15 protein-coding genes are annotated in these 18,141 nt (G+C 46.0%); 9 read left to right on the top strand and 6 right to left on the bottom strand.

Features of this window, described 5'->3' with window-relative positions:
• Positions 1–24 precede the first annotated feature (24 nt).
• Genes F569_RS0106430 through F569_RS0106415 form a run of 4 tightly spaced genes read left to right on the top strand, consistent with a single transcriptional unit; the run spans position 25 to position 3,243 of the window.
• Positions 25–1,161 (top strand): DsbA family protein, encoded by a 1,137-nt coding sequence (locus F569_RS0106430; protein WP_026941527.1) that lies wholly within the window; start codon positions 25–27, stop codon positions 1,159–1,161.
• A gap of 11 nt (positions 1,162–1,172) precedes the next feature.
• Complete coding sequence (locus F569_RS0106425; protein WP_026941526.1) at positions 1,173–1,547, top strand: hypothetical protein; 375 nt, start codon at positions 1,173–1,175, stop codon at positions 1,545–1,547.
• Positions 1,548–1,549: 2 nt separating this feature from the next.
• Positions 1,550–2,617, top strand: a complete 1,068-nt coding sequence (locus F569_RS0106420; RefSeq protein ID WP_026941525.1) for an MBL fold metallo-hydrolase — start codon at positions 1,550–1,552, stop codon at positions 2,615–2,617.
• Positions 2,614–3,243: a TetR/AcrR family transcriptional regulator gene (locus tag F569_RS0106415; protein ID WP_026941524.1), complete on the top strand. Its 630-nt coding sequence runs from the start codon at positions 2,614–2,616 to the stop codon at positions 3,241–3,243. The genes F569_RS0106420 and F569_RS0106415 overlap by 4 nt, the downstream gene beginning before the upstream one ends.
• Here the strand turns inward: F569_RS0106415 and F569_RS0106410 are convergent, their stop codons facing one another.
• Positions 3,244–5,010 carry an arylsulfatase gene (locus F569_RS0106410; RefSeq protein WP_026941523.1) on the bottom strand — a complete coding sequence of 589 codons (1,767 nt, stop codon included), beginning with the start codon at positions 5,008–5,010 and terminating at the stop codon, positions 3,244–3,246.
• A 77-nt stretch (positions 5,011–5,087) separates the two neighbouring features.
• Here F569_RS0106410 and F569_RS0106405 point away from each other — a divergent pair, with 77 nt between their 5' ends.
• A complete protein-coding gene (locus F569_RS0106405; protein WP_026941522.1) occupies positions 5,088–5,936 on the top strand; it encodes a type 1 glutamine amidotransferase domain-containing protein in 849 nt (282 codons plus the stop codon).
• Positions 5,936–6,628, top strand: a complete 693-nt coding sequence (locus tag F569_RS0106400; RefSeq protein WP_026941521.1) for a hypothetical protein — start codon at positions 5,936–5,938, stop codon at positions 6,626–6,628. Before F569_RS0106405 ends, F569_RS0106400 begins: the two co-directional genes overlap by 1 nt.
• Positions 6,629–6,635: 7 nt before the next feature.
• On the opposite strand, the gene F569_RS0106395 is transcribed toward F569_RS0106400, so the two are convergent.
• The 4 genes from F569_RS0106395 to F569_RS16870 form a co-directional block, all read right to left on the bottom strand.
• The gene (locus F569_RS0106395) at positions 6,636–8,312 is read right to left on the bottom strand and encodes a sulfatase (RefSeq protein WP_026941520.1); all 1,677 of its coding nucleotides are present in this window, start codon (positions 8,310–8,312) and stop codon (positions 6,636–6,638) included.
• Positions 8,309–9,334, bottom strand: coding sequence for a glutathione S-transferase family protein (locus F569_RS0106390; RefSeq protein WP_034387949.1), 1,026 nt, complete (start codon positions 9,332–9,334; stop codon positions 8,309–8,311). Before F569_RS0106390 ends, F569_RS0106395 begins: the two co-directional genes overlap by 4 nt.
• A gap of 144 nt (positions 9,335–9,478) precedes the next feature.
• Complete coding sequence (locus F569_RS0106385) at positions 9,479–10,651, bottom strand: Fic family protein (protein ID WP_026941518.1); 1,173 nt, start codon at positions 10,649–10,651, stop codon at positions 9,479–9,481.
• Positions 10,652–10,774: 123 nt separating this feature from the next.
• Positions 10,775–11,917, bottom strand: a complete 1,143-nt coding sequence (locus tag F569_RS16870) for a tyrosine-type recombinase/integrase (RefSeq protein WP_051279483.1) — start codon at positions 11,915–11,917, stop codon at positions 10,775–10,777.
• 516 nt (positions 11,918–12,433) lie between these two features.
• Between F569_RS16870 and F569_RS0106375 the strand changes: the two genes are divergently transcribed.
• From F569_RS0106375 to F569_RS0106365, 3 genes are read left to right on the top strand one after another with little or no spacing between them, the layout of a single operon-like run.
• A complete protein-coding gene (locus tag F569_RS0106375) occupies positions 12,434–13,666 on the top strand; it encodes an NAD(P)/FAD-dependent oxidoreductase (protein WP_154813664.1) in 1,233 nt (410 codons plus the stop codon).
• Between the two features lies 1 nt (position 13,667).
• Positions 13,668–14,528, top strand: a complete 861-nt coding sequence (locus tag F569_RS0106370; protein ID WP_034387946.1) for a hypothetical protein — start codon at positions 13,668–13,670, stop codon at positions 14,526–14,528.
• A gap of 2 nt (positions 14,529–14,530) precedes the next feature.
• Positions 14,531–17,392 carry an ATPase domain-containing protein gene (locus F569_RS0106365; protein WP_026941515.1) on the top strand — a complete coding sequence of 954 codons (2,862 nt, stop codon included), beginning with the start codon at positions 14,531–14,533 and terminating at the stop codon, positions 17,390–17,392.
• Here F569_RS0106365 and F569_RS16865 read toward each other — a convergent pair.
• Complete coding sequence (locus F569_RS16865) at positions 17,389–18,141, bottom strand: GIY-YIG nuclease family protein (RefSeq protein WP_034387943.1); 753 nt, start codon at positions 18,139–18,141, stop codon at positions 17,389–17,391. The genes F569_RS0106365 and F569_RS16865 overlap by 4 nt on opposite strands.

Below are 18,141 nucleotides of genomic sequence, written 5' to 3'. Positions count from 1 at the left end.
GAACATTTTCAGTAGAACCAGTACATGTCTGTAAAATCCCTCATAATTCCGCGCATAGCCGCCAAAATGCTGAGCGAAAAGACACGTGACAAAAAACGGGCACGATTTGAGCGCGCGCGTATCGAGGCAAGCGAAGACCACATTGTGGAATTTTTCCATGATCCCTCTGACCCCTACTCACAGCTTCTCCATAAAGTTCTGCCGAAATTTACCGAGTGCTATAAAATCAACCTCTTGACCCATCTGGTGAGCCCGCCCGATGCCGCAGCAGCCCCCGAACGAGAAAAGCTCACGGAGTATTCAAAGATGGATGCCATGCGTCTGGCTAAAAAGGCAGGCATTGATTTTAAAATCGAAGAACGCGCCCCTGCATCAAATACATCTGTGGCTTATGCAAGGCGGGAAAAGCTCGGCCACTATCTTGGCGGTACGCTATATTATGGGGGCGAATGGTATTGGGGACTTGATCGTCTGCATTATCTTGAGGAGCGACTCATGGATATGGGGTTGCGTCATGGCGGCAACGGGAGAGATTTAATTTACGCCCCGCCGCAGAGCCCCTCCGGATTGGGCCGCACAAATGCCGACCTTCATTGGTACCTATCCTTTAGGTCGCCTTATTCAGCGATTGTTCGAGACCGCGTAAAATCACTCGCAGACGCCTATGGCGCAGACCTGAAAATCAGATTTGTCCTCCCCATGGTTATGCGTGGCCTTCCCGTCCCAAAAGCCAAGAAAAAATACATACCGCTGGACACGGCTCGCGAAGCGCGCAGGAACGGTGTTGACTTTGGCAGAGTTCTTGACCCGGTTGGAAGGCCTGTTGAGCTAGGCTACTCTCTATTGCCTTGGGCACGTGAACACAGTCGCGAATATGATTATGTCCAAGGGTGGCTAAAAGCGGTTTGGGCCGAGGGCATCGATGCAGGCGCAAAATCTGGTATTCAAAAAATTGTTGAACGTGCAGGCCTAAACTGGAACGAAGCGAAAGACATCTTGGGAAATGATGACTGGCGCGCCGAAGCCGAAGCCAACCGCCTGGAAATGATGGAGCGCGGCGTCTGGGGCGTACCGAGCTTTCGGGTTGGCGAGACCATAACTTGGGGCCAAGACCGGCTTTGGGTTATTGAACATGCGCTGCAAAAACAAATAAAATCATAAGGGGAAAGCTAATGCTTAGAAAAATACTGATATTTATACCCATGCTCTTTTGTATACTCATGGGGAGCCTCGCCTTTCTATCACCTGACATTATTGGCGGGATTTTAGGTGTATCAGCCGATAATGCAGCAGGCAGAGGAACCATTTCTGGTGATTTTGGAGCCATGTTCTTTACGGGCGCAGGGGCAGCAGCCTTGGCTTTATTCAAAGGAAAATCAAAACTCCTCTGGGTGTCAATTTCACTTCTGGGCCTGACGCTTCTAGGCCGTCTCTTTGAAATCACCTCAACGGGCATTGGCGAGACGACTCTGCAGCCCATTATCATCGAGGCTGTCCTCGTTGCTATGTTGCTGACCGCCTTAAAATTATCAAAAGAAGAGGCTTAATCATGAAGAAGCTTACTATATTTGCGCTCGCTTTACTGGCTTTACTCCTCATCGGACGTCAGGTTCTGGTTCCAAAAATGGTTGAGCGAGGTTTCACAAGAATGGTCACGGCTAATGTCGGTGTTGATAGAACAGCCGATCTCGCGGATGGACTCCATATTTATATGTGCGGGGCTGGCTCTCCACTAGCTGACTCTAAACGCAGCGGACCTTGTATAGGGGTATTAGCTGGCAAACAGGCTTTCATCATTGACGCTGGAACCAATGGTTCACAAAATCTTGGACCTATGGGTTTCCCGACTGGGCGCGTGGAAGAAATTTATTTGACGCATCTTCATTCTGATCATTTGGACGGTCTGGGACAAATGCTTCTTGGTACATGGATTAATAGCAGGCGAAGCAAACCAACAAAAGTCTCTGGACCAATGGGTACGGCTCAAGTCGTCGAAGGCTTTAACATGGCTTACCAAATCGATAGTACATACCGCACGGCTCATCATGGCACCAAAGTTGCTAATCCCGCATCATTTGGTGCAACTGCCCGCGAAATTAATTTATCTGGCGGTTCCCAGGTCGTATACAACAAAAACGGCGTCAAAATCACAGCATTCGAAGTCACACACGAACCCGTCTCTCCGGCTTTTGGCTATCGTATTGATTATAAGGGCCGCTCCATCGCCATCTCAGGCGACACGGCCTATGATCCCAACATTGCGGTTGCATCCAAAGATGTGGATGTCTTGTTTCACGAAGCGCTGAACATGGAGATGGTCAAAACCATGCAAATGGCGGCTAAAGCTAATGGCGCAAAAGGACTTGAGAAAATCCTATACGATATTCAAGACTATCACACCTCACCGGTGGACGCAGCAAAGACAGCGAAGCAAGCTGGCGCTACCAACCTTGTTCTTTACCACATTGTACCGATGCTCCCGAGTGACGCATTGATTCCAATGTTTGTGCGCGGTGCTTCGGACGAGTTTGAGGGTAAGATTACGGTTTCTGAGGACGGCACGATTGTCCGTCTCCCCGTTGACAGTGAGGCTATCATTTACGAACATGGCCTATGAGTAAAAAACCGAAACTAGTCGTGGTCAAGGACGAAAATAAGCCGCGAGCTGCCTCACAATCAGATGGACGTCGGCAGCGCAGTCAACGTTCGCGAGACAAAATTCTGAAGGCTTGTTGGGAGCTGATGCTTAATGGCGACATGAAGCCGAGCGCGGCGGCTATTGCAAAGCATGCAGGCGTTGGACTTCGTTCAGTCTTCCGGCATTTTGAGGATCTTGATACGCTTCTGCGGGAGTTGATGGCGCTGATTTATGATGAAGTGACTCCTGAATTCATGACGCCTTTAAAGGCAAATCATTGGAAAGACCAACTGTTGGAACTGATGGAACGGAATGTGATGATTTGGGAGCGTATTCGCGTACCTCACACGGCCGGAGAAATCGGACGTTTCAAGTCCCAAGTTTTGATGGACGACTACCAGCGCTCTCGCAATCTAGAAATATCCGGCATCAAAGCAATCCTTCCAAAAGATCTCGACAATTATGAAAACGTTCTGTTGGCACTTGATGCGTCTATGAGCTTTTCGACCATGCGGCGCTTGCGTGAAGACCGGAAATTATCAATCTCAAAAGTCAAAATGGTTATGACTTTTATGGTTCAGTCAGTTTTAGATGGGATAGAGTGATTAAACTTCGGCTTCCGCTTTTCTTCTCTTTCTTCGAACTATTCCAACTAAACTCAACACACCCACAAGACCGAGAAATCCGATTAACACAATGATTTTCCCATGACGTGCGCGCATCCGTTTCACGGCGTTTTTTCCGATTTGCTTTGTTGAATCATAGCTTTCCGGCATGTCGAGCACACCCATTTCGGCGGCGTAGTCATCATAATGGGCCAGCATTTCTTGTAACTTCTCAGGCTCTTTCGCGCTGAGATCATGGGTTTCTCCGGGATCTTTGGCTAAATTGAATAAGCGCCATTTTCCGTCGCCGACAGGTAGAATACTGCGCAGGATTTTATAGTCACCTTTATAAAGTGCCGAATTACCCGACACCTCGATCGCGCGAATATCGTCATCCGAATATACGCTTTGTATTTCGCCATTAAGAACCGGCAGCAAGCTACGCCCCGTCATGGGAATATAACCCTGAACCGCGGGGTCTAAGCCGATCATGTCCATTAAGGTCGGCGTGACATCCGTGACCATGGCTGGGGAATGAATGCGGCTTGGCTCTATTCCCGGCCCTGCCATAATTAATGGTGCACGTATGCCGCCTTCAGTCGCGTAAAATTTATAGAGCGAGCCAGGAGATGCCGCAGCTAGAGCCCATTCGGTTCCGATAAACCCCCAGCTCCCTTTTTCGCCTATTTTATCCAAGTCAATATTGTAACCATTTAACTTCATCCACAGTCCAAGGCGCCGATCATGGTCACCGCGATTAGGTTCTGGACCATTGTCAGAGGTGATTACAAAAATCGTATTCTCATACTGGTCCTTATCTTTCAGATAAGACACAAACCGACCAATATGGTGATCCATCGCATCCAACATACCTGCATTGACCTCCATCCGCGCCGCATAGAGCGCCCGTGTTTCAGAATTAAGATCATCCCATTCCCGCGCATCATCAGGCATGGGTGCCAAGGGTGCGCCCTTGGGAACTAATCCAAGCTCTTGCGCCCGTTTATGCCTCTTAGCGCGAAGCACATGCCAGCCTTCATCAAATCGGCCTTTATATTTCGCAGTAAATTCGGCCGGTGCCTGAACAGGAATATGAATGGCTTGGAATGGGAGATAGGCTAGAAAGGGCTTTGAGGAGTCCGTCTTTTCCAAATAAGAGACCATCTTATCCACGATGAATTTCGATGAATAAAAATCTTCGGGAAGGCTTGCTTCTACGCCATCCTCAAACCACGGCGCATCAGCATAATAGGGGATATAGGATTTATCTTCCCAATTATCCGCCCCTGAGGCCGCTAGCGCAAAAGAGCGATCAAAGCCGTGATTTTGCGGCATCTCATTTGCCTCTTCCCCCATATGCCACTTCCCGCTCATCAGCGTTCGGTAGCCCTTATCCCGCAAACGATCAGCAATCGTCAGAACGCTCGGCTCTAGCGCCATGGAATATCCGGGTTTACCCACTTGCTCAGCTGGCAAAACCTCTGGGATAGTCGCAATGCCTGTCTTGTGATTATCAAGTCCAGTTATCAGCATGGCCCGCGTCGGCGAACAGAGCGGCGATGTGCGGTATTGCGTAAACATAGCTCCGCGCGCGGCCAATGTGTCAATATTGGGCGTCTGCGCCTCTCCGCCATAAACACCGAAATCCATAAGCGCCGAGTCATCAACAAGTATCATCACGATATTTGGGGATGACGCATCTTGCGCTTGAGTGGTTGCGGGGCACAGCAAAAGTGCAACGACCAAAAATATCGATTTTAAATGCACTTATGTCTCTCCAATTCTTGACAGCACTCGTATATAATGACACTTTTAGTGTCAATATATAGACGATAAGGTTAGTGATGAAAAAGAAACTGTTTATTTTATTAGGAGTTCTGGTTTTAGGTGCGATTATTTTTGCTGCGGCCTTACCTTCAATCTTAAAAGATCAAGGCCTTCATCCTGACTATGACGGACCAAAGTATGACCTTTCGGGTCAACGCGCCTTAATCATCTCAACCAGCCATGCAGTCTTGAACAAGCCCGGCGAAACCAAGGGTAAGAAAACAGGCGTTTTCGGCTCTGAACTCTCTGTTCCCTATTACGATTTCCAAGATGCGGGTATGAGCGTCGATATAGCCAGCATCAAAGGCGGGGCCATCCCAATTGATCCTATGTCTTACCGTTTCATGATTATTACCGATGCCGACAAGCGCTCGCGGAAAGACAATGTTTTTCAAAGCAAAGTCACAAAATCTTTGAAAATCGATAATATCGATTTCACTCAGTATGATGTTATCTTTCTAGCAGGCGGATGGGGCGCCGCTTATGATTTGGGGCAATCTGACGTTTTAGCCGAGAAAATCAGTACAGCTTATTATGAGAGCGACGCCGTAATGGGTGGGGTCTGCCACGGCCCTCTTGGGCTTATTAACGCAAAAGATAAAGATGGGGGACTTCTAATCGCAGGCCGCAAAATGTCCGGCGTGACCGATAAGCAAATAAAGGAATTAAAAATTGATTTCACGCCTCTTCATCCCGAAGAATCCTTGCGAGCAGCGGGCGCGAAATTTGAGGCTAGCACCGCGTCCAAAGACTTATTCGCCACGCACACTGTGGTCGATGATGAAGGTCGTTTCGTGACGGGGCAAAACCAAAATTCCGGCCATGTGACCGCGCATGAAATGATGCGGCTTGCGAAAGACCAATAATGAGGAAAACGCTTAAATGGGGAACACGGATTATAGGGCTTTTCTTGCTTCTATCTGCCTGCTTGCTCTGGCTGGCCTATTGCTCTCCCCGTCCCTCGAATATGACTGACCCAGCTGTTCTGGCAGGGGATGGTAGTAAGGTCGATTACTGCGCCCTCCCCGAGCTTGACGGCTCAGGCCTGATGGCGACTGACATTCCCAAAGGCAATACACCGGGCTGTGCCTATGAACATTTTCCAATGCCAATCCTCGCGGACTGCACAGAGCCGCTCGTGGACGGCGCGCAAGATATTCGGGGTTTATGGAAAGCCGTCTCGGGCAAGGTCGGGCATATTGAACGGGTCGAGCAATGCGGAGCACGCACGGTCATAACGACCTCTGGCATCATACATGATGGTGGCCCCAATGCGACGGGCAGCCTAAATTCTAATGACACAGAAGGCTCCGTGCAATTTATAGCAGGCGGCAAAGACTACTGCATGCGCACCTCCGCCAGCATGACATGGCGAGATGAAAAATTAGAATTCAATGTTTTCGGATGGGGTCCGGTCGTCGTACGGCGTTACGGCGAGGGCGAGCAAATGGTCTGGGAATATGCTGACGGATCCATCACGCGTATGGAAAGGATATGTAAGCTTCCGCCTGAGTATAAAACACCCAAGCCGCGCGGGAAACGGCGAAAACTGTTCTAGTGAAAACCTAATTTGGCCACCAGGCCACCACATCATCCTTACTCGCCTCATCTGCCAGTGTCTTATCAATCTGGATCGGGCTTTCCATTGAATAGGGATAGAGGGATTGTGTGCGTCCGGCTTGATGTTTTTCTAATAGCTTGGTGAGTTCGGCGAGTTTTTCTGGGTTTGCCTCCGCCAGATTATTTTGCTCGATGGGATCATCGGCCAGGTTAAAAAGCCAGTTTTTATTCCTGCGGCCTTCATGTTGTAATTTCCAATCACCAGCGCGCACGACTTGCAGATAACCACTCTGCCAATAGAGTGCATCGTCTTTGCGAGTAAACTCACCATCATTAGCAATCAGGCTTAGCATATTACGGCCATCGATGGGTACGTTCGGCAACTCTGCGCCTGCCGCCGCCGCCAGAGTTGGCATAAGGTCGATATGGGCAACAGGCGTGTCAATTTTGGTGCCCGCTTGAATACGAGCGGGCCATTTCACAAACATGGGCGCTTTGATACCACCTTCAAACATGGTGAGTTTCCAGCCGCGATAGGGTGCGTTGATACCATCTACGCCGATATAGCCCGCCCCGCCATTATCCGAGGAGAAGACAATGATGGTATTCTCCGAGAGGCCTTCTTCTTCGAGTTTATCCATGACCCGCCCCACAGAGCGGTCGAGCGCGCGCAGCATGCCGCCATAGACTTTCATGCGGTGCGTCGCGTCATCGCCCACCCTTGCGTTTATGGCATCATAATCGGCTTTGGTCGCTTGTAACGGCGTATGCACACCCCAATGTGCCAGATATAAAAAGAACGGGCGGTTCTTATTCGCCTCAATGACTTTCAGACTTTCATCTGTCCAGTAATCCGTCAAATATCCGCCGGGCCGGAAGCCTTCGCCGCCATTAAAACTATTGGCAAAATCTCCGCGCGCCCACAGGAATTTATCAATAGGATCAAAGTCGAGCTCTGCATTGACAACATTGGGATCCTCTTTGGGTAGGTAATACATATCGTCCATATGCAGGCTCTCATCAAAGCCCTGATTATGCGCGCCGCGCTCGCCATATCCCAAATGCCATTTCCCGATATGAACCGTATGATAGTCTGTCTCTTTCAAGATCTCTGCAATGGTAATTTCTTCACTCGGCAGGCCTTGCCCGTAAAAATCAGGCACGTCACCTTCGGGCTTTGTGTAAACCATCCTATCAATGGGACTATCTGACTTTGATTTCATGTCATTGGAAATCATCGTCACCATGCGGCTCATGCCGGGCGGTGTCGGTGTATATTCAAAGCCTGTCCGTGTCGGATAACGTCCAGTCATCAGCATGGCCCTTGACGGCGCGCAGGTCGCATTACCAGCATAGGCTTGCGTAAAGATTGCGCCTTCGCTCGCGAGGCGGTCAATATTAGGCGTAGATATTTTGCCGCTGGCTAAGCCGCCACCAAATGTCGAGATGTCATTTATGCCAAGATCATCCGCGAGAATAAAAACAATATTGGGCGGACGATCTCCCCTTGCCGCAGTTGTTGGACCTTGCGCCCAATCAATGTCAATGGTTGCTCGAATCTCTGGCTTACCCTGTTTGGCAACCCGATTGAGAATAATATCAACACGGTTTTGATAGACATAAGCCCCGACAACAATGAGCGCGAGGCCTAGGCCAGTCAGAACTTTCCATCTTAATTTCATGTTTCGAATAAGGCTTCGCAGCCTGTTCCCTTTAAGGTTTCATCGACGTGTTTTTGGTCTTTCGATTTCAAATCGAAATAAGATTCTCGGATCCAACCCAGCGTCTTGGCTTGATATTTAAATGTGGGTTGCGTCCAAGGCGCACCGTCGACGCTTGTTTCAAACGTCTTTTCACCTGCCATGACGGCGTTGGCATTGGCCAGCATAACAGGCGTGTAGGTTCGGCCAATCTCGGATAAGAGTGGCGCCAGAGCCTCTTTAATATTCGAGACGTCAAACCAGTCCTCATCCTTAGGTGACAGTCCAGACAAATCCTCCATGCGGTCGAGCCAAGCCCGCACACGGGCCGAAATATCCCGCGTTATTTTAGCAGAGGTCGGCTCGATAATACCGAGCTGTGTCATTTGCCCGAATATTGCAAAGTCCGCTGCCGATGGTCGTCCGCCAAGCACATAACCTCTTTGTGAAATCAGTTTGTCAAGAATGCCTATGAATCGAATATAAGCGGCCTCAATGATAGGTGCCGTTATTTCATTTGATCCAACTACATAGAGCCGGTCAATCTGGCGTTTCGTAAAATGATCAGATAAGCCCTGCGCAGCTGCATCATCGATTACCGAACTCCCCCAATAAATCAGTAGAGGCCCGGCATTTTTATAGTCCGCCTCATGCGCCCACCGATAATGAAACATCGCCTTGGTGAGCCATTCATCACCATAATCTTCAATCAGTTCGTTTAGAAATGAAAGAACAGGATTATCAGGAATAACAGACCGACCGTCATAGGTCTTTTCAAAGCGGCGAATGATCGGCGTAGAATCCGTAACAGCTTCCAGTTCATCCTCTTTACTGGGTAGAAAATATGTGGGTAGCAACCCAATCTTGGGCTTCGGAAAGCCTTTCGGCACCTCCCCTGATGTCCAGTGTACACGATAAGGTATTCCCCGGTAGCGCATAAGCGCCAACATCTTGCGGGTATAAGGCGATCCTGGCGCGCCCATAAGGTCAATTGGACTTGTCATGTCTACATGAATATTTATTGACACTAATAATGTCAATAACTCAATAATTGATTTAATATTCTAAAACCTAATTTGGAAACGCTAAGGTCCGCTTTGCCCCCCAACCTGAAGTCAGCGAAAAACTATAATATCCCCGCAGAACATCTAATTAATTGGGTCCGTACCTTCATCTAAAACCTCTAAATATTTTGTGTAAGCGTAAATGCGCCCTCTTTCTTTCCCTGTGACTTCGAGTACAATTCCAAGCTTTTCTAAATTTCTAAGAGCATTGGTAGCCGTCGGCACGGTAGTGTCACAGAGCTCGGTAATAAGCGCTATCGTAACAATAGGCCTCTGACGCATAACTTCATGAACCTTACGTGCCATCATTGCCGCTCTCTTTAAGTTGGAGATTTTCTGAGCGTCAGCTTCAAAAATACTAGATATCCGTTTCGCAGCAGCATTTGCCTGCTCAGCCACTTCTTTCACGCCAAGTAAGAAGAACTCGAGCCATACTTCCCAGCGGCCATGATCGCGAACCTCGTTGAGAAGTTGGTAATAGGTCTTACGATGTGTCTTCAGATAAAGGCTGAGATATAAAAGCGGCTCTTCCAGAATACCTTCTGAGCATAGATAGAGCGTGATGAGCAATCGGCCAAGACGGCCATTGCCATCTAAGAATGGATGGATGGTTTCAAATTGTAAATGAGCAATGCCGGCCTTCACAATTATCGGCAATTCATCCTCTGCATGAAGGAAGGTTTCCAAATTAGTCATAAGGTCTAGCACGGATCCCGGAGGCGGCGGAACGAATAGCGCATTTCCCGGACGCGTACCGCCAATCCAATTTTGCGATTGTCTGAACTCTCCTGGTAATTTCGTACTGCCTCGGCCTGTTGATAGTAAGATACCGTGCATCTCCCGCATGAGACGCATCGAAAGCGGAAAACCATCTTCCATGCGCTTCAAGCCATGATCTAAGGCCGCAACATAAGTGGACACCTCTTCGACATCATCAATGGGTGCCCCGGGCGTTTGCTCATTCTCATAAAGTAACAAATCGGATAGAGTCGATTGTGTCCCTTCAATTTGTGAAGAGAGAAGCGCTTCCTTTCGAACATACATGTATAAGAATAATGATGTGTCCGGCGCAACTGACCTCACGCCATCCAAGCGCCCTAAGGCCAGCATCGCATCACTCACGAGGTTAGACAGCGATTGCATATCAATTGAAGGCACTGGCGGTAAATCACGCGGCACATAAGCGCGAACTGACTCGCCAACCATGGTCGTTGTGATATATTCACCTATACGGGGCGTTAAGTCTATTTCTGACACAGCACTTTATCCTTTAATTACGATTCTTACTATTAAAGAATAATACACTAAACTTTATTAGTGTCACGCTTTATTAAAGGATCGAAGTTCACCGAAAACGCCAATAGCGCGACGAAAAACTGATCATCCTCCTACTTTTTTGGCGGCAGCAATCATAACGTCAGTATAAAGATGAGCATAGCGCTCTGTCGACTTGGAACTCTTGTGACCGAGAAGTTTCCCGACAATTGGCAGGGACAGGTTCTGCGCTACCGCAAGGCTAGCATAAGTATGTCTCAGGTCATGAATGCGAACATCATTGAGTTGAGCTCGCTCTCTGATCAATCTCCAAGGCTTTTGTATGTTTATAAGTTGCGCACCTTGCCGTTGGCCTGGGAAGACGTATGGATTGTCAGATTTGCGCTCTATGTCGCCAAGATAACGCCGAGCTTTATTACTAAGAAATATCGTCTTCTCGCCCGTCTTGGAATCCGGCAGATGAACTTGCCCATTCGGCAAATCAACAAATGTCCATTCCATGTTCAGAACTTCTCTGAGACGAGCTCCTGTCATCTGCAAAACTCTAATGGCATCAATGACGGGTTGTGATGTCCAACCATTTACTTCCGCATCTGCCATCGCGTTTTCCAAACGCTCCAGTTCTTCGGGATTCAAATAGCGTTTGCGCGACGTCTCCTTAAACTTTCGAATGTGCCGGACTGGGTTAGTATTAGGCTCTCGATACTCCCATTCTTCTGCCAAATTAAATATCTTGGATAAAAGCGCCAATACGCGGTTAGCTTTGACAGGCGTATCAGCAAAATCACTCTTAAGCCTGACGATGTCTTTTGACCCTATTTCGCTCAATGCTTTATGGCCCAGCGCTGGCTTAATATCTCGCTCAATATAACGGCTATCTTCCTCAATGCTTTTAGGCTTCTTATGAAGCTTGGCATAATCCTCAATATAAAGATCACATAGCGTTCTTAGAGTGATAGACTGTACGACAGGCTTGGCGTTTAATATGGGTTTACCTTCGGCACGATTGACAACCCAAACCTTTACCGCGCGCCTTGCCGCTTCAGCTGTTAAAGCGGCTTCATCCCCAAGCTTTCTATTACGCCGCCTGCCATCAGGCGTTCTGAATTTATATATGTAGGATCGCCGCCCGGATGGCTGGACTCGCAGTCCAAACCCTTTAACTTCTGTATCCCAAAGACAGCTCTCTTTACCCGGCTCTCCTTTAAAACGGGCCACGGATCGTGATGTTATCTTTCCTGTTGCCATATCGCCCTCCCAAAATGTGTGGGTCCTCACAGGGACCAATTGCGGGTGATATTGCGCGTAGCCCTGTGCTATGGGGTGATCATAGCATTTTTAAATCTCAATGAATACAGTCGTTTAGTGCACTCTAGAGTACTGGAGTGCATTAAATCCGAAATGGAGAGTGAGATTTGTAATCAGGGGGTCCGCGGTTCAAGTCCGTGTGGGGGCACCATTTTTCACTTATATTTCAATACCTTAACTGACTTCTAATTTCATGAATCATGTAACCCAATAAATTTGGAAGCAATTTGGAAGCAGAATTTTTAGCTAAATTTTTATTGTGGATACTTTAAGCCATACCAGTCTGAAAGACCTCTGTCTCATCATCTGTGAATAGAGCTCTACGGCAAGCGTCACCTCAACACCACTCATAACAACCCAGGTTAGAATATGATTAGAATATGTAAGTAATTGAAGGCGCGTCTTGACTATCGCCAATTTTACACTTAATTAAGTCACTTAATTTATAGTGAGACCGTGCTTAATTTTGATGAAAACTACGACTTTGCCATAATAGGGGGTGGCATCATGGGGACTGCAGTTGCAGCTCTCGCCACTCAAGCAGGCAAACGTCCTATTGTATTTCGCTTAAAGGATTCAGGAATTCCGAGAGCAGATACCCTAAGGAACCAAGGTTGGTTACAATCTGGGATAATGTACCCTATCGCAGCTTTTCAAGGCGACGAGGTTCGTTTTCAGAATTTTGCAAGAAGCACCTTTCAGTCTGGTAGAGGAATGCTGAAAAGTATCGGGCTACCAATACCAGACGATAATGGGATCGTTGGGATAAATAAAGACGATTCCAGAAGAATAGGAAAACTAAATAGAAGAGCAGAGCTTATCGGTTTTTCAATAGACCAATTCAGACAATTGGAGCCCGATGAGGCCCGCAATCAATTGGAAGCACTCTACAACCCAAAACAGCTTTATTTTCGAATACCTGATTTGCCCTTTGATGAAGCAAAGGTTTTAGAGAGACTACGTTCGAAAGCCATTGAGAACGGTGCAAAATTTTTCCAAACCGAAGCGCCAGTAACTATTTCCAAGCATGGATCAGTTACAAGAATAAACTTTGATGGCCAAACTATTGAATCATCAGTGACGCTTATTGCGGCAGGAAGCGGTTCATTTGACTTACTAAAGCAATTGGGGATAACCGCCAACGGAAAGTTACGCTTAACCCCATTACTTGTCGGGCAAACCGACCCAGTTCTTCCAGCATCTATATTTATTGATTGGGGTATGGGTTACAGCGCAGTTCAGCACAGATATACCGATGATCGTAACCCCGCGAGACCAATCGTAGTAGGTGGCGGTGATGCGACCAGACTCAAAAACGCGAAACACTGTTTATACGAAAACCGGGAATTTCGTGAAGAACACCTTCATGAACTACATAATTGTTTACCAGCCCCCCTCACCGACCGACTTTCGGACGTGAGATATACGGCGGGATACGAAGTTATTCCTGACCAGTATGGCGTCTCTGAGTTCGGTCCTTGGATTCAAGAATTCGGAAATGTCGTTTTTGCAAGCCCAGGCCGCGCAACGGTCGCAACAGATGCAGCTATTAAAACATGGGGAAAACTCACGACAAAGTTAAATGGCAACAAGAAAATTCCAATTCCACATTCTATTCCAGGAAATTGGACAGAACCAATAAAAATGCATTTCCAAAAAATATATACATTTAATGATGCGGAGGGATAATATGAAACAGATTAGCATATTTGCACGATCTTTGAAAAAATTACTTGATGATACGAATTACTTCTCAAGGAATCAGTGGGCAGACTTTTTGACTATTTCGACCCCAGCCATTTCTCAATGGGTAAACGACAAAACGCTGCCGCGAGCTGACCTTGTATTGATGATTGTTGATGTTTTAAAACAAAATCCAGATAAGAATACTATTGCTGTAATTGAAGAATTCGAAAGTCTTTACGGTCTCCCTTGTGAAGATATTTCTCCATTTGGGTCACGAATGGGAAAAACACTTAGCGAATATTTGGCAGATGGATCCTTTTTTCGCTTTGGTCGAGAATTACGTGGACTCACTCCTGAACAACAAGTCTCTTTAATTGAGAAAGGCGGATTTGCTTCAGTTGATACTGCAGCTCCAGAATTAGTCGATACTGATCCTACAACAGAGACTGATGCTTTTAATGAAAACCGCTCAACTCTTGCGCAAAAATATCACCATGTTCTCTCTGTTAATATTGGAAGGTTAAGGGAAGACATTGTATCAGAATTTTTTGAATTTAGACCATCGGATTTTCAGTACGTGAATCTTGATACTAAAGAACTCTCGACTCCAATTTATCGAAAATTTGAACTAAGGGAATCACTGGCTAACTATCTGTTTAACCACTCTGTACCCACATCACAGATTAAACCAGCTAACAAAGCTTTACCTACACCACACATTGAGACTGCTAACGAAGCTTTAGAGGTCATTGGCATGCCGCCTATTGGCCTCCGGAGCAAATTAATGAAGAGGGGAAGTCGAATTCAAGCCAACTCGTCACGAGCTGTTGAGGTAATGCCCGCAATTCGTCGCCTAGATGCATAATTATGTCGCCAGAGAAAATTGAATATCGACAAGCCGGACAGTATCCATTCATGGATATCTGCTCCGACCTACTATTGAGTGTGACCCATGCTATTGGGGAGGTGTTAAAACCTCCCCAAGATGAAGCAAACTTGGATGCAAGAATAAACAGACATTTTTGTTGGCTGTACCCTTATCGAAAAAAGTACAAGCATTTAGTTGCTGGCTCTCCCTCAGAAAAGATAAAGTCGTTGATAAAAAATGATTTAAAGCGCGCTTGGAGGATAAACCTTAACACTTGGCAACCAGATTTGAAGGTTTGGATGGCTTTAAAAAAGGTACATTCATCAACATATGAATCATTCTTAAAGTCATCGAATTCGACGTTGAAAGATTACAGTTTTGATCAGTTTTTAGAAGATTTGGAAACCAAAAACTGTCTGTTAAAACGCTCAAGTTTGCATGCCGAGAGCGAACATGTCAGGTCACTTCCAACAAGAATAAGTCGGATAATAAAAGAAGCAACTTTACAAAGATTTGTAACTACAAAAGTTTCTCACACCTCCCTAAAACGGCAAGATGCGATTGTTATTCCCTCTCCATTGGAAGTCACTCTAGATATCCTAACAATGCCAAACAATCCGGCCAGTAGGTCCATTGCAATTTTCGCATTAAAATCGCTTTTGTTGTATTCGTTCGATCTCATTCCTGAAGAGCTAGAGGCCGGTCCGCATGACAAAAGAGGTAAAATAACCATTAAAAACGTCATTGACGCTTTTGAATTTAACCGCACAAGTTTGTCACCAAGGGATCGTTCCAAAGGTAAAGATAAATTACCGCCAAATTTATTTTCTAGTCTGGCGGCACATCGTTCGACAGGCCTCGTGAGAGCAATTCTTTCCATGCTAGGGTATTTCGATATTCGTATAAAACCCAGTATTGAATATAAGACTTTTGTCGACATGATGGAACAACTTATTACGGATCGCAAAGATAGTAAGATCGTAAAATACGAAGCATCTAAAATTTTCGAATATGATTTAGCAAGTGATCGTCAGGACCTTCCATATTCCAGTGATATTATAAACCTAATTTGGGGCGTTCAAATTGCTCTACGCGGTGCCGAAACACTTTTTCAAGGTGGGCTAAAATTTTCTTCACGTGGAGGAATGGTGTTGGCAATACATGGGTCAGCGGGATCGGGGAAAACCTCGTTATCTCTATCTATTTGCGCAGCACTATCATTGTTTGGAATTGAGACGGAATTTATTACGACCGAGGAAGGTGCAAACGACCTGAAAACAAGAGTACAAAATATTCTTGGAACTTTACCTCGTGATTTAGGAATTAATAACACCTCAAGTCAAGAATGGCTTAGCGTAACACATTTCGACAAATCAGATTTCGAGTCACGTGAAGGTGAGTTTTCGCCAATCGATATAATTACTGAAGATATTGAAGTTTTAATTGACCCCTTAAAAGCCGCTTACAATAATGCACTAAGTGAAAAACAAGTACCACTTCCTTGTGCTAACGTGGTTGTAATAGATGGTTTACATCACGCGATCGCATCAAACCTCACTCCTCGAGAGAGAAATGGGCTAATAAAGTTTATCGAACAGTGTCGGAAATTCAATGCGCTTGTAATTTTGACTGTCGGCGAGGAAGTTGGATCATCAATTGATTACTTAGTAGATACAGTGGTTAAATTGGAGCATTCGTACGTGAACGATCGTCACTCAAAACCTGATCGAAGAATTCTACTTCAGAAAGCTCGGCACCAAGTTTTTGCACCGGGCAGTCATGGATTTAGCATGTCTGGCGACGACGGAGTCCGGTTCACCCCTCAAGCGAGTTATCTCTTAGAAGAATTTGCAACTTTGAAGCCGTCCTTACCAGATGTCAGTTTGTCAAAATCGTTTTTGAACCGGTCCTTTGCGGATGAGGATTTAAAGCACTTTCCCCAAAATGAATCGCCAAATCCGAGACAAGTGAAACAACTATCAGATATCAACTTATCAGCAGTACCGGCAAGATTAGGTGTAGATATTTTTCAGGGTTCACATATTTTTGTTAATGGAGATGGTTCCGCCGGCAAAGCCGCTTTTGCATTGAAAATCGCGGCGTCCCCATGGATTTCAGACGGCAAAATTCCTGTATCCTCAAAAGCGCGAGACCGAGTTCTTGTGATTTCGTTTTTGTACCCGAGTACTTATTACGAAAACATCGTGGAAAGATTAGACCTGATTAGGCAATTCGAATATCCGGAATTTAAAAAACCAATGAACCCCACGAAAATAGAAACCATACATTTGTACCCTGGTCACCTAGAGCCTGATGTTTTATTCAATCGAATTTTGTGGAAGATTGAGCAAGCTAGGCTTGAAGGCGATAGTTTTTCAAGTGTGGTAATAGATGGAATTCACAATGTTTTTCTACAATTTCCTAAAATTGAAGCTCGGCGTTTGTTTTTCCCGCAACTCTTCAACGCTCTGCGCTCACTAAATATTACACTCATTGTCACACACACTCTTCTTTCTATTCGTACTGGACACGAAGCAGCAAGAGTTGCACTGGATGATGAAAAGTCAGATGCTTTAAAGCATGCACTCGTGCACAAAATGGACTATAGTGTGAATATATCACCGTCGCGAAAGTTTGAGACACAAGACGATGACCCTGGCGAAGGTATTGCTGAAAAAGCACCAGACTTTATCTCATACGAACCTCGTCCTTTTGTAGTAGCAGTTAACTCAGCTATTGGGCAAAGTCTTCCCTCAAAGGAACCTGAATTATATTGGAGTAGAGAGCGTCTAGTCTTGTATCACGAAAGTAGCTTGCTTCAAACCGAGGTCGACTTATTTGGAAACAAAGTTGTTACTTAACTAATAGCGATTTTTTCTCCATGGACGTATTCAGTAAACTCTTCATATAAAATTAGATAACCTGGTAGTCTCGTAGCCTGCCATCCTGGAGGAAGTAATTTAACTATTTGCTCAATTGCATCGCGAACTGAAGATGCTGTAACCCGCTGCGTTAGTTTTATAACTTCTAATTTGTGAGATTTTCCAAATCTGAATATATATGGCAGTTGACCTTTGATTTGATCCAAACAGTCCTTGATGGAGGCACCGGATTGGAATTCAAATGACCCTTTCTCGTCTATATCAATTGGGTAAAGTACATCAAAGTGATCAATTTTGTAATCAGTTCTATCTCGCCTACGGCCCGGATCATTGGAACCAAATCCACTGTGTTGCCATTTTACCTTCCCTTCAACATTCTTGTAATGTTGAATCAACATAGTTTCCAATTCCATCGCCGAAAAAACCAGTACTTGAACCGCTTTAAACGTCACCCTTCCTCTCAAGTTAGGACGACCAGAGATTTTTCTAGAATGTTTGAGTAGCCTTACTGAAAGCCCCGCTTCGCTATCGGTTTTTCCAATATATTGAAGCTTTCCATCTAAGAAAAGTTGGTAAACGCCCTGACCATCAGGTATCAAACCTACGTTTTTTGATGTTAGCGGCGCGGACTCCAAATCATCCAAACATCTCACAAGTTGTGCGATAAGTGCGTTTGTAAGCTCAAACTCAAACTGTCGGAAGCCAACCGGATTAGTATTATCTTCCAT

Source organism: Hellea balneolensis DSM 19091 (genome assembly GCF_000428525.1).
Taxonomy (GTDB): domain Bacteria; phylum Pseudomonadota; class Alphaproteobacteria; order Caulobacterales; family Maricaulaceae; genus Hellea; species Hellea balneolensis.
This window is presented reverse-complemented; position numbering and strand designations above follow the sequence as displayed.

Excerpts from the sequence above, each read along its gene's own strand:
- F569_RS0106365 (WP_026941515.1), top strand. The coding sequence starts at position 14,531 with ATGTCGCCAGAGAAAATTGAATATCGACAAGCCGGACAGTATCCATTC.
- F569_RS0106415 (WP_026941524.1), top strand. The coding sequence starts at position 2,614 with ATGAGTAAAAAACCGAAACTAGTCGTGGTCAAGGACGAAAATAAGCCG.
- F569_RS0106400 (WP_026941521.1), top strand. The coding sequence starts at position 5,936 with ATGAGGAAAACGCTTAAATGGGGAACACGGATTATAGGGCTTTTCTTG.
- F569_RS0106425 (WP_026941526.1), top strand. The coding sequence starts at position 1,173 with ATGCTTAGAAAAATACTGATATTTATACCCATGCTCTTTTGTATACTC.
- F569_RS0106430 (WP_026941527.1), top strand. The coding sequence starts at position 25 with ATGTCTGTAAAATCCCTCATAATTCCGCGCATAGCCGCCAAAATGCTG.
- F569_RS0106420 (WP_026941525.1), top strand. The coding sequence starts at position 1,550 with ATGAAGAAGCTTACTATATTTGCGCTCGCTTTACTGGCTTTACTCCTC.
- F569_RS16870 (WP_051279483.1), bottom strand. The coding sequence starts at position 11,917 with ATGGCAACAGGAAAGATAACATCACGATCCGTGGCCCGTTTTAAAGGA.
- F569_RS0106405 (WP_026941522.1), top strand. The coding sequence starts at position 5,088 with ATGAAAAAGAAACTGTTTATTTTATTAGGAGTTCTGGTTTTAGGTGCG.
- F569_RS0106370 (WP_034387946.1), top strand. The coding sequence starts at position 13,668 with ATGAAACAGATTAGCATATTTGCACGATCTTTGAAAAAATTACTTGAT.
- F569_RS0106395 (WP_026941520.1), bottom strand. The coding sequence starts at position 8,312 with ATGAAATTAAGATGGAAAGTTCTGACTGGCCTAGGCCTCGCGCTCATT.
- F569_RS0106390 (WP_034387949.1), bottom strand. The coding sequence starts at position 9,334 with ATGACAAGTCCAATTGACCTTATGGGCGCGCCAGGATCGCCTTATACC.
- F569_RS16865 (WP_034387943.1), bottom strand. The coding sequence starts at position 18,141 with ATGGAAGATAATACTAATCCGGTTGGCTTCCGACAGTTTGAGTTTGAG.